The organism is Leptospira idonii (genome assembly GCF_004770995.1).
Classification (GTDB): Bacteria; Spirochaetota; Leptospiria; order Leptospirales; family Leptospiraceae; genus Leptospira_A; species Leptospira_A idonii.
Genome location: NZ_RQHW01000032.1, coordinates 37,581 through 50,005, shown reverse-complemented (window position 1 = coordinate 50,005; position 12,425 = coordinate 37,581). Strand labels below are relative to the sequence as shown.

Here is a 12,425-nt window from a genome sequence, read left to right as displayed (position 1 = left end):
AACAAGTAGAGGAAGCAAGTCAAAATGGGAATTATAGATTCCAAATCTCAGGATCTTGTCTGTTTTGCCAAAGTTCCTTCGCTTTTGTGGACCATTTAGTAACTTCCTGCAAAGGGACTTTCGGATTTGTCTTCGCTTCCTGTGCTAACTCTGCTTTGGTGATATCCAGAACTTTTATGTATTCTCCCGCTTTCGTTTCATCTCCCAATTTGATGGAGCAGGCAACGATCAAATAACAAACCTCGAACTCATACGCCTTTTCCGGAAAATCGGAAAGGCGAAACACTTCTTCCAAGTCTGCTACCGTTTTTTTCAAAAGAGAATCGTCCATGACTTTGTTGTATTTAAATTTCAACGAATAAAGTCTTAGATAACGATGGGCTCTTTTGATCATACTGTAGGGAACTTTTCCGTGAATTTCCACAGTGGCTTTGTAGATCGCTAGATTTACGCTGAGCAATACCGCTTCGGCAGGTCTGGGATCCAAAAACGATTCTTCGTTCACTTGGATTTGGCTGAACTGCGCTTTGATTTGTTTCGAGTTCGCTTCCCAATAATTGATGATTCTTTTGTCCGTGTCCGTATGTTTTTCCGTTCCGGAAAGTGAGTTGAAAGAGTTGAACTCCGATTTGTTGGCGCCTACGTAATAACAAACTGGGCAGACTGTGAATTGAAGTTCGTTGAAATCTACGTGAAAATACTTGGGATTTTCTTCGTAAATAGGGACTTGAAATACATTGTGTCGAATCGGAAGAGTTTTCGCTTTGAGGGAATAGTTCTTCACTTCTGCGAATTTGCAGATGGGGCATTCCACATCCTGCAAGATGATGGCACTGATTACTTTTTCTTCTTTATTGGCATCCGTCACGAGTCGGTTCTCTCTGATTTTGGAATCTCTCTTCCTCCATTCTTTCGAAGGAATCGTACATTCAAGAATTAAATTCAGATTCACTGTAGGTAGGAAGAAGAAACTTACCTAAACAAAACGGAACTGCCGAATTCGGTAGGATTTGAACTAGGATTTTTCCATAAAATTATTTCTTTCTTCTCTTACTCAAAGATTTATACTAGCTTTCATGAATTCGGCGGATGTGAGGAAGATGGGAAAGTATTTCCGCAGCCGAATCCTGCCTTTGTTTTTCATATTTTTTTCCTTTCAATGCAATCCTGAGGGACAGATCAAATTGATTGCGGAAAAAGGAATTGTTTCCCTTTCCGAAATCGATTTCCAAGAAAACAAATTATTTTCTTTGAACGGAGAATGGGAGTTCTATTGGAACGAATCCTATTTCGGTTATTTATCCAAAAAAGATACAATTTCGCCGGAATGGATCTCCGTTCCAGGCTCTTGGACGGATGAAGACCGCTTCCCTAAAAAAGGAAAAGCTCTCTATCGGCTGAGGATTTTTTCAAAAGAAATAACGGGAGTTTGTGGGTTAAAAGTATATGAGTTTCCCGGAAGTTACAGATTGTATCTGAACGGAAAACTGGCTCACGAAAACGGAAAGTATTCGGAGACACCCGAACAAAGTTCCAGATCCTTAACCCGTCCGTATCTTGCTTTTCCTTGTGAAAAAGAGATGAATGAAATCGTTTTTGAAGTAGTGAACGAAAAGGATGAAGAACCCGGGCCAAGACGTCCTCTTCTTTTCGGAAGCGAAACTTCCGTACGATCGGTTCAAGAATACCAGCAGATGTCCGACACGATCAGTTTCGGGATTCTTGTGTTTATGGGTTTGTATCATATAGGTCTTTTTTTCCAAAGAAGAATGGACAGGGGAAGTTTGTTGTTCGGAATATTCTGCCTTCTCATGTCCTTTCGCATTCTGGTAACGGAAGAACATTATCTTCATCGTTTTTATCCCGATTTTCCTTCCGCATTGGAATGGAAGTTGGATGTTCTTTCCTTTTTAGTTCTTCCTCCTTTTTTAACTTTGATTTTCTCTTCCTTTTTTCAAAAAGATTTCAATCGTAAAATCCTTTATCCAGTGATCCTAGTCAGCTTTTTTCTTTCGTCTTTGTATTTGATCACTAATATAGAAATCATCTTCGTTATTTATCTCATCTTAGCTTTGTTTTGTGGTATTTATCTTTGTTACGTTTTGTATCTGGGCGTTCGGGAAAACAGGGTAGGTGCCAAAGTGTTTCTTTTGGGCTGGATCGTTTTTTTAGGCACTGTGGTTTTCGATCTTTTGTCCTACGCAAATCTGATACGTTCCATCTATATCAGTCATTTGGGCTTTTTATTTTTTATCTTTTCTCAGGCGAATTTCCTTTCCGTAAAATTCAATTTCGCTTTGGCCACTGCGGAAGAACTCACTACTCGTTTGGATCAGAAAGTCAGAGAAAGAACGGACAACTTAAATAAGGCTCTCGATTTGATTCGTTCCGACTTAAATATGGCGAAAAGCATTCAGGAGACCAGCCTCAGAAGAAAAAAATTTCGACATCCTTATCTTCATTTTGTGGAAAGATCCGTTCCTCATTCGGAGATAGGAGGGGATATATTCGACGTAAGAGAAATCCATCCTGGATATGTGAGAGTGTTTCTTGCGGATGCAACCGGACATGGTGTTCGGGCGGCTTTCATCACGATGATGATCATCAGTGAATCGGAAACGATTCTAAATTCGAAAGAACCTCCTTCTTTGATCCTGCAAAAAATAAACGAACGTTATACGTCAAAATACGGAGAGCTCAATTTATTTTTTACCTCCTTTATTTTGGATTTCGATTTTATAAACGGCCAAATCCATTATTCCTCGGCAGGCCATCCTACGCAGTATTTGATTCGGGAAGGCGAACTGGTTCCTTTGAAAACCAAAGGAAAACCTATCGGAGTGCTTTCCGAAGAGAACTATCATTCCGTTTCTTCGGAATTGTATCCTAAAGATCGCATCTATATCTTTACGGACGGACTGTACGAGGAAATCGACGGCAATGGGGAAGCCTTTGGGCAGGGTCGTTTGGAAGAGTTTTTGCTGCAGAACAGGGAATTTTCCTTGGGACAGACTTTGGAAGATCTATTCTACCGCATCGGAGAGTTTCGTTCTGGACGCCCCAGCGAAGATGACGTCACTTTCCTGGGGTTTGAGGTGGAAGATTTTCTGAAAAACCATTTTTAGATTTTGAGAATCAAAATCATTTATCTTGCTCTTTTTCCCCCTTCTCACAATTTGGAATGAGGAGGGGTTTTTATGAAAACGATTGCCGATCCGAAATTGGATGTCTTCCAATTGCCTAAATTTTGGGAAGATTACAAACACTTAGAGAGAATCTACAGAGACAAAGCGTTCGCTTCCGAATACCAGCCGATCGTATCCATTCGCGATAAAGAGACGGTTGCCTTTGAGGCATTGGCTCGATTTTATACGAAAGGCGGCAACATCCAACCGGACAGAGCGTTCACCCTTCTTCATAATGATCCCGGTTTTTTCTTCGAATTCGAGAAAGAACTGAAAGCATTCCAAATCCGAAACAGGCCAGACTCTCATTTTTTATTTTTAAATTTCGACGCACATGTTTTCAGTCGAGAAATACATGCGGAACACTGGAGCCATGTTTTGCGGGACGAAAAAAAGATCGTATGCGAACTCATTGAAAATACGGATTATGCTTCCGTAGAAGATTCCAAATTCTGTATGGACCATCTGCTTGAGTTAGGTGTTCCTTTCGCCTTGGATGATATCGGAGGAAAAAACAATCTTTTCTGTTTCGAATTTCTCAAAGGCGCCAGTTATCTTAAATTCGACCGTCAATGGTTAAAGATTTTAAGAGAAGATTCTTCTTATGAAGAGATCCTTAAAGGTTTTTTGACTTTCGCCAAAAAGAAAAACATTCATTGTATTTTGGAAGGGATAGAAACCCAAGAAGATCTCAAACTTGCGGAAAGATTAAAATTCCCATTGGGCCAAGGGTTTTTGTTTAAATACGGAATCCTGCAGTCTGTCGCTTGATCAAAACTTGATTTTCCGGACACTGAAAGTTGCCGGGAATGCTTGCTTAAAATAAACGGGTTTCGAATCCTTCCTAATAATGAAAGAGAAGGATCGCATTCTAATCATTGAAGACGAACCTGGAATTCTTTCCACTCTTCAAATCGCTTTGGAAGAAGAGGGTTATCTTTCTTTTTCCGCAATGACGGGAGAAGCAGGTTTACTTTCTCTTTCGAAAAATCCCCATCTCATCCTTTTGGATTTAGGGCTTCCCGACCAAAGCGGTTTCGAGGTCTTAAAATCAATCAGAAAAGACCACCAAACTCCCGTAATTTTACTTACCGCAAGATCTTCCGAAATCGATAAAGTATTGGGACTGGAGTTAGGAGCGGATGATTACGTAGTCAAACCTTTCAGTCCCAGGGAACTGATCGCCCGCATCAAAGCGGTTCTCAGACGAACCGATAAAAAAGAGAAATCGGACGAATCTTTACTTAGAATCGATGTTTCTAAAAAATTGATCTTCTTTGCAGGGCAGTCTCTTTCTCTTTCTCCTTACGAATATAAAACTTTGGCTTTGTTTTTTAAATATCCCGGGAGAATTTTTTCCAGAGAAGAAATCATGGACAATGTTTGGACGGAACCTGAAGATAGTTTCGACCGCGCCGTGGACACTGTGATCAAAAACATACGTTCCCGCTTCAAAGAAATTCAAAAGGACTTTGATCCCATCGAAACGAGAAGGGGAGAAGGTTACGGGTTGAAGGAAAAAATATGAGTCTTTGGATTCGAATTGTCATCGGTTTTTTTTTGTCTTAGGAATCGGTTTCTATTATTTAATCGATCGAACGGAAGACTCCATCCGCCCCCGTTATATGGAGACAGTGGAAGAGTCTGTCAACGATACGGCTCATCTTTTCGCTTCCTTAGTGGAAGATAAAATCTCCTCTCTACGAAATATCTCCGAACCTAATCTTTTGGAAACGCAGGTGTTTCAAATCCTAAATCCCGTTTTTGAGAAAACGAAGGATCGTTCCTTACAGGCAAAAATTTACAGCCAAACCAAAACGAGAGTGGATCTTCAAATTTATGTTACGGATGCGAAAGGAATTGTGATCTATGATTCCGAAGGATACAGAAAGGGACTGGATTATTCCAGATACAACGACGTTCTTCTCACCTTACAGGGGAAATACGGAGCTAGGTCTTCTAAACTTTTGGATCCTGAAAAAGAAGGCGCTATCTTCGTCGCAGCCCCGGTGTTTTATAAAGGAAAAATCTCAGCGGTTCTCACTGTAGTGAAGCCTAAGATTGCGCTTCTTCCTTTTATCGAATTGGCAAAGGAAAAGTTTTGGCAGATCAGTATTTTCGTGGCTGTGGTGATTTCTCTAGTCTTTACGATTCTCGCCTATTTGGTGTTCCATCCTATCCGCAGGCTTTCCAGATATGTCTCTGAGCTTCGTTCCGGAAATAGACCTTCTTTTCCCAAAATTGGAATCAAAGAAATAGGAGAGTTGGGAAGGGAAATGGACGGTTTGATCCGTGAGTTGGAAGGAAAAGAATACATAGAAAACTACATCCAAACATTGACGCATGAAATCAAAAGTCCTTTGTCTTCGATACTAGCATCTGCGGAGTTGTTGGAATCCAATCCGGAAAGAAAACAAACACTCATAGGAAACATCCAAACGGAAGGAAAAAGAATCCAGTCCATCATCGAAAAACTTCTGGATCTTTCCTCTTTGGAAGGAACTTGGGAGTTGGAAATGGAGGCAAACATCAATTTGTTTGCATTAGCTGATGAAATCAAATCTTCCTTTTCCGATCTATCGGAGAAAAAAAACATCCGGCTGGAAATACTAGGAGAACCTTTGTTCGTGAAAGCGAATCGTTTTTTTTTAACACTTGCTTTGCGAAATCTAATTCAGAATGCTCTCGAATTTTCTCCTTCCGGCTCTACCGTTCAAATCCAAACGAAAGAGGAAGAAGGAGTTCCCGTTTGCACCGTTCTTGACGAAGGGGAAGGAATTCCTGGCTACGCTCTTTCTAAAATCTTTGATCGTTTTTATTCTCTGCCAAGACCCGATTCAGGAAAAAAAAGTTCCGGGTTGGGTCTCAGTTTTGTGAAACAAGTGGCAGTTTTGCATGGAGCGGAAATCCGCGTGGAAAATAGAGCAGGGAAGGGAGTGTCCGCTCGTTTTATCTTTCTTGGGCAACTTAAATTGTGATCATTGAAAAAGATTCGCAATATTTAAAATGATTCCAATCATGGTACTCCCCTAGAGAACCGAATTTTGGAATCAGCAAAGAAGCCCGAAAATGAAAAAGTTCGATTAAAGGAACTTAAATCCTTAGATATATTGGATTCCGTGAGTGAAAAAGACTTCGATGACATCACTCAAATTGCTTCTCATATCATGGGCACCCCCATCGCCCTGATTAGTCTTATCGATGAGGATCGTCAATGGTTTAAATCCAGGGTAGGACTTCCTACACAGGAAACTCATAGAGATTTAGCTTTCTGCGCACATGCTATTTTGGAACCGGATCACCTTCTTACTGTTCCAGATACTTCTTTGGATCGAAGATTTTTCGATAATCCTCTTGTTACAGGTGAACCGAATATCAAATTTTATATGGGTGCCCCTCTTGTCACCAAACAGGGGAATGCGATTGGCACTTTGTGTGTTATCGATCGTGTGGCAAGAACAATTGATCCTGAAAAAGAAGAAATGTTAAGAGTACTTGCTAAACAGGTAGTTACTCAGATCGAGTTAAGGGCATTAAACAGAAAATACGAGATAGAGAATCGACTTCTGATCGAGGCGAAACACGATCTGCAAAAATTTCATAAAAGAATTTCTGCTGATCTGGAAACCGCTAGGGAAATTCAAAATTCACTGATACCGAAGGAATTTCCGAAATTCAATAAAATCAAAATCCATACGAAGTATCTTCCTATCGAAGAAGTAGGAGGAGATTCCATAGGGTTTTATGAGGGTGACGATTATCTAGATTTTCTTTTTGCTGATGTATCCGGTCATGGAATTTCCGCAGCATTCATATCCGCCATGTCCATCAAAGTCTTTGAATCGGTCGCTTCTAAGAAACTAGACCTGCTTTCCTCCTTGCAGGAGATTCATTCCAGAATGAAGACAATCCGTGAAATCGAATATTTTTTATCCTGCTGTTATATTCGAATTTTTCTGAAAGGCAATACCATTCGATATGCATTCGGCGGTCATCATCCGATTTTAATACTAAGAAAATCAGAACTGATCGAATTAGGAGGGCAAGGGAATATTTTATTTACTTCTCTGCCAGTAAACAGCGAAGAAAAGGAATTTTTTTTGGAACAAGGAGATCGCCTAATTTTGGTATCCGATGGTTTCTTCGATATATTCAACCGAGATCTGGAGCAGTTGGGGTGGGCCAGACTTAAAGAATGGATTCTTACTATGCATAATTTTAATACCCAAAATCTGATTTCCCAACTTACTGAGAATGTAAAGCTTCATTCGAACCATTTCAAATCTGACGATATGACTCTTCTTTGTATCCAATTTTAAACGGTTTTTCTTTTCCTCACACAATCCTCACAAACCGCACATTTTTATCTCACGAACCTGAGGCATACTTTTCTCTAACAGGAGAAAAATATGACTAAAATCCAATCATCCGTAAATCTTCGTTTGGTGATCCTGGGAGTGATGATCCTTTGTTTTTTGATCCCTCTCTCGATGATCCAAAATCTGATTTATGATCGAAAACTAACAGCCGAAAACGCAGCTTTGGAAATCAGTTCGAAATGGGGAGGAAACCAAGTAGTGGCAGGGCCTTTTTTGGTGATTCCTTATAATCTAAAAATTCCTGTTTCCGACCAAAGCTCTAAAAAACAATCCTGGGACTATGTGACTCATTATGCATATTTTCTTCCGGAAGATGTAAGAATGAAAGCGGATCTGCAGACAGAACTGAGAAAAAGGGGAATCTATGAAGCCGTATTGTACAAATCCGATCTTAATTTGGAAGGCAAATTCAAAACACCCGCTCTTTCCGATTTTCCCAAAGATACAAGTTATGTATATTGGGATGACGCCGCACTTGTGTTATCCGTATCCGATGTGAAAGGAATCGGAAGTGAAGTGAAATTGAATTGGGGAGGAAAGGAAAAAATATTTCTGCCGGGAGGAGCTTCTACTGGGTACTTCGGCACAGGACTTCATACTCCCGTATCTTGGGAAGATTCGGAAGTAAATAAAAAATTTCAGATCCGATTCGATCTAAAAGGATCTCAATCCTTTCATTTCGTTCCCACTGGAAAAAACAGTAGCTTTCAACTTTCCGCCGATTGGAAAGATCCTTCTTTCGACGGAAATTCGCTTCCTAGAGATAGAAATATCACCGAACAAGGATTTGATTCCACTTGGGATTCCTCCTACTTCGGAAGAAATTATCCTCAGGTCATCACCTATATGGACGGAAGTATTTCCGAATCCATCGACTCTTCTAAAAACGGAGTCAAACTCATCACACCGACAGACCATTACCTAAAAACGGAAAGATCAGTGAAATACGGAATTTTGATTCTAATCACAAGTTTCACATTGTTCTTTCTCATGGAAGTGTTCGGAGGGGTGATCCTCCACCCCATTCAATACTTGCTGATAGGTTCTGCAATGGTGGTGTTTTATATACTGAATCTTTCCTTTTCCGAACATATCGGTTTTACGGGAGCATATACCGCCGCTTCAATCGCCGTATCTTTGTTAATCGGGTATTATTCCGCTTCCGTATTAAAGAATTCGAAAAAAGGAATTTTAACGGGAATCTACTATTCGGGTCTGTACGGTTTCCTTTATGTCATACTTTCTTCGGAAGACCAGGCACTTCTTTTGGGCTCGGTCGCATTGTTCGTCGTTCTGGGAATCGTAATGCACTTCACTAGAAAAGTGGACTGGTATGCATTCGGAAAACCGAACGAAAATTCAACGAAGAACTAGGTCTTTGAAATAAAAACCCGGCTGTTTTTCTTCGGACGGAGGTTGGAAACAATCGTCGTTCGAAGAAGAAGGCGCCGGATAGGTTTTATAAACGGTCTCTCCCTGTTCGAACAAAATCCGATTCTTAAAGATAGGGCCGTCATAAACGAAAGAATGATACTCTCCGTTTTCACCGCAAGGATCCACTCCTTCGGGAAGATCTTTCAAAAGCTCCCTGTCGATTTCCCTTCCTGCAAAAGAAACATCCAAATAACGATCGTTCACACAAACTAAAACCGCTTTAAATCCTAGATCAATAAATTCGGAAATAAGTTCTTTCGTATCTCTTTTCCAAAGAGGAAACACCGCCTTCCAGCCTATTTTATGAAGTTGATCTTCTCTGTATTTTTTCAAATCTTCCAGAAAGATATCCCCGAAAACGGAATGATCGATTCCTTTCCCGGATAATTCATCCATCTTGTCTTTCATAATAGATTCGTAAGTTTGCATATTCGGATGTTCCGGCAGAAGAATCTTGTCCAAAGGAATCCCCAGACTTTCCGCTTGTTTTTCCAAAAGGGAATTTCTGACTCCGTGCATACTGATTCTATCCGCGGAAGAATTAACGGATGTAAGTAGGGAATGAATTTTATAACGATTGTCTTTTTGAATGTGATAGAGAGCTAAAGAGGAATCTTTTCCTCCGCTCCAATTAAAAACCGCATTTTCAGCCATTTGATCTCTCTGAAAAGAAAGAATCTTGCGGACGGTATCTGGGCGCATCCCCTTTTTTCCTGCGGAAAAGGGGTCGGGCTAGTTCGGGGTGCGCTTCGCTCCCGTCTTCACCTCCTCCTCACAATCCTATATATTATCGATGTAAGGTGAAGACCTTCGCCCTGCCTATCCCTTGCGCGGGGATAGAAGATTAAAGTTTATCTGCTTCTGCTTGGTATTTTTCCGCCTCTTTTAAGGAATCTTCGGAAAGTTTTTTATATTTTTTCTGAGTTCCTTCTGCGGAAGCAGCTTTTCCGCCTTGAGGTTGTTTTGATAAACCTTCATACTTTACAGCAAGATCTTTGTAATCCTGAGCCCTTTTTGCGAAGTATTCTTTTGTCGTTTTTTTTGCCTCCGGTGTAACCGCTTCCTTTAGGAACAACTTTTCCAATTCGGAAATCGCAGACATTTCCGCTGCGGCCAAAACCAAACAAATCAAAAAAATCTTTTTCATCATTTGCATCTCCTTTTGCCCACAGTGGAAACCCGCTTTCTAGGAATTCATTCTTTTTTTTGAGGGTGAAAAATGATTTTATACCATTCCTTAAATTTTGGATCGTTCTAAATTCACTTCTTCCAGGTATAGGTTTCTCCGACTCCCAGAAGGACTGCCTTGTCTCCCAGAGGTTCCAAGGCTCTTTTGATTTCGGGAAGTTCCGATTCTAGGGATCTATAAAAAGTGCCGTAATGCATAGGAATCATTATTTTAGCATACAGATCCAGATAACTGCGGGCAGCTTCTTCCGGATTGATATGAACTGCGTTATTCGGCCCTTTGCTCGGACCTACGGGGAGTAAGGCGACATCGATTTTGAATCTTTTTCCGATTTCCTTAAATTCCTCTTTTTGATATCCAGTGTCTCCCGCAAAATAGATGGTCACATCCTTGTATTCAATCACATAACCGGTATAAGGATCACCGTCCCAGAAATTGTCCACTAGCCATCTTCCTCCGAAATGGCGTGCGGGAACGGCAGTGATTTTAATTCCTCTGGTTTCAACAGAGTCCCAAGGATTCATTTCCTTGAGATTTTCATCCCATTTCGAAGGGACGTAGGTTCCCGCTCCTTTCGGAACAAGAAGGTTTCCTTGGATGGAAATGGATTTTAAGGAAGGTTGGTCCAGATGATCGAAATGGCTGTGTGAAACCACCACAGCATCCAAAGGAGGAATCATTTCCGGGGAAATGGCCGGTTCGACATAACGTTTAACCACAAAACCTAAATTTGTTGAAAAATTGGGATCTGTCAAAATCCACTTATCGTAAATTTGAATGAGAAGGGTTGCATGCCCGATCCAATGGAATCGAACTTGAGAAGGGTCTACCGCTTCCAAACGGATCGTTTGAGTCGGTTTGTCCAAAGAACGAAAGACGAAACATTGTAAGTGGAAGAAACAAAGAAAGGCCAGAAGAAAAATTCGAAACATGTAATGGGGTCACCTTTTGAAAAATCAGAATTTAGACCCGCCGAAATCGAATTCGGTTCCGGCGGGAGCCGATTAATTCGTATTTTCGATCACGATCGCAATTCCTTGTCCTCCTCCGATACAAAGGGAAGCGACTCCTCTTTTTAGGTTTCTTCTTTTGAGTTCGTAAGCTAGAGTGAGTGTGACTCTGGTTCCGCTGGCTCCTAGCGGATGTCCGATGGCGACCGCTCCTCCGTTTACGTTGGTTTTGTTTTTATCCAAGGAAAGTTCTTTCATCACTCCCAGTACTTGCGCACTGTATGCTTCATTGATTTCGAAAAGATCAATATCTTGCAAACCGAGCCCCGCCATTTTTAAGGCTTTGGGAATGGCAAATACCGGACCTAATCCCATAGTGGAAGGATCGCAGCCAGCCGCCGCATAACCTAAAATTTTTGCGATCGGTTTGATGTTTCTTTCTTTTACGAAATGTTCGGAAGCCAAAAGAACCGAGGCAGCACCGTCATTGATTCCTGAAGCATTTCCTGCGGTTACGGAACCGTCCTTTGTAAAGGCAGGAGGGAGAAGAGAAAGTTGTTCGACACAAGCTTTTCCTCTGATGTGTTCGTCCGAATCCAAAAGAAAAGGTTTTTTACCGGGAATGGAAACGGGAACGATCTCTTCTCTCAAATAACCTTTGTTTGTAGCTTCTTCCGCTCTGGATTGGGAGATTGCCGCCCAGTCATCCTGTTCTTCTCTGGAAAGTCCGTACAAAGAAGCGATGTTTTCTGCGGTTTGTCCCATAGGAAGACCAATGAAACTGTCAGTGAGACTCTGAGCCAAACTGTCTTCTACAGGACTATTACCATATTTCCATCCCCACCTAGCATTCCTTAATACCATGGGAGCGCCGCTCATCGATTCTGTTCCTCCAGTAAGGATCAAATTGTTTTCATGAGAGAGGATCTTTCTAGCTCCCGATACAATCGATTCCAATCCGGAACCGCAAAGCCTGTTTACATTCAAGGCAGAGGAGGAGAGGGACATTCCCGACTGAAGGGCTATATGCCTTGCCAGATAAGCGGAGTTCGCACTGTCTTGGATGACATTTCCGTAAATCGCTTCTTCTATTTCTTCCGGATTTACGTTCGATTTAAGAATGGTTTCTTTAGCGGAAATCACTCCTAGTTCCGTGGAGCTGAAACCTTTGAGAGCTCCTCCGAATTTTCCGAAGGGGGTTCTTTTTCCTTCTACGATAAATACCATATTTTTCTCCTTATGGTGTATATACACTATTTAAACGTTTCTTTTTGTTTTCGTTTTTCCT

Annotated in this window: 11 protein-coding genes; 6 read left to right on the top strand and 5 right to left on the bottom strand. The window is 41.2% G+C overall.

What is annotated here, in order from left to right:
• Positions 1-31 precede the first annotated feature (31 nt).
• The gene (locus tag EHS15_RS09505) at positions 32-868 is read right to left on the bottom strand and encodes a DUF2225 domain-containing protein (protein WP_167884200.1); all 837 of its coding nucleotides are present in this window, start codon (positions 866-868) and stop codon (positions 32-34) included.
• A gap of 232 nt (positions 869-1,100) precedes the next feature.
• On the opposite strand from EHS15_RS09505, the gene EHS15_RS09500 reads away from it, so the two are divergent.
• The 6 genes from EHS15_RS09500 to creD all read left to right on the top strand — a co-directional run bounded on the left by EHS15_RS09500 (position 1,101) and on the right by creD (position 8,938).
• On the top strand, positions 1,101-3,125 hold the full coding sequence (locus tag EHS15_RS09500) for a PP2C family protein-serine/threonine phosphatase (RefSeq protein WP_167884199.1): 2,025 nt from the start codon (positions 1,101-1,103) through the stop codon (positions 3,123-3,125).
• Positions 3,126-3,197: 72 nt separating this feature from the next.
• Positions 3,198-3,956, top strand: coding sequence for an EAL domain-containing protein (locus EHS15_RS09495; RefSeq protein ID WP_135760329.1), 759 nt, complete (start codon positions 3,198-3,200; stop codon positions 3,954-3,956).
• Positions 3,957-4,035: 79 nt separating this feature from the next.
• Positions 4,036-4,713, top strand: coding sequence for a response regulator (locus EHS15_RS09490; RefSeq protein ID WP_135760328.1), 678 nt, complete (start codon positions 4,036-4,038; stop codon positions 4,711-4,713).
• A gap of 4 nt (positions 4,714-4,717) precedes the next feature.
• Entirely contained in the window at positions 4,718-6,163 is a 1,446-nt protein-coding gene (creC, locus tag EHS15_RS09485; RefSeq protein WP_135760327.1) for a two-component system sensor histidine kinase CreC, read from the top strand.
• Between the two features lie 66 nt (positions 6,164-6,229).
• Positions 6,230-7,504: a PP2C family protein-serine/threonine phosphatase gene (locus EHS15_RS09480; RefSeq protein WP_135760326.1), complete on the top strand. Its 1,275-nt coding sequence runs from the start codon at positions 6,230-6,232 to the stop codon at positions 7,502-7,504.
• 90 nt (positions 7,505-7,594) lie between these two features.
• Entirely contained in the window at positions 7,595-8,938 is a 1,344-nt protein-coding gene (creD, locus tag EHS15_RS09475) for a cell envelope integrity protein CreD (RefSeq protein ID WP_135760325.1), read from the top strand.
• Here the strand turns inward: creD and EHS15_RS09470 are convergent.
• From EHS15_RS09470 to EHS15_RS09455, 4 genes are all read right to left on the bottom strand, one after another.
• Positions 8,924-9,700 (bottom strand): Dph6-related ATP pyrophosphatase, encoded by a 777-nt coding sequence (locus EHS15_RS09470; protein ID WP_210416330.1) that lies wholly within the window; start codon positions 9,698-9,700, stop codon positions 8,924-8,926. The two genes, creD and EHS15_RS09470, sit on opposite strands and share 15 nt — an antisense overlap.
• Before the next feature lie 142 nt (positions 9,701-9,842).
• The gene (locus tag EHS15_RS09465) at positions 9,843-10,148 is read right to left on the bottom strand and encodes a hypothetical protein (RefSeq protein ID WP_246052030.1); all 306 of its coding nucleotides are present in this window, start codon (positions 10,146-10,148) and stop codon (positions 9,843-9,845) included.
• A gap of 110 nt (positions 10,149-10,258) precedes the next feature.
• Complete coding sequence (locus tag EHS15_RS09460; protein WP_135760324.1) at positions 10,259-11,119, bottom strand: MBL fold metallo-hydrolase; 861 nt, start codon at positions 11,117-11,119, stop codon at positions 10,259-10,261.
• A 72-nt stretch (positions 11,120-11,191) separates the two neighbouring features.
• Complete coding sequence (locus tag EHS15_RS09455) at positions 11,192-12,364, bottom strand: acetyl-CoA C-acetyltransferase (protein WP_135760323.1); 1,173 nt, start codon at positions 12,362-12,364, stop codon at positions 11,192-11,194.
• Positions 12,365-12,425 lie beyond the last annotated feature (61 nt).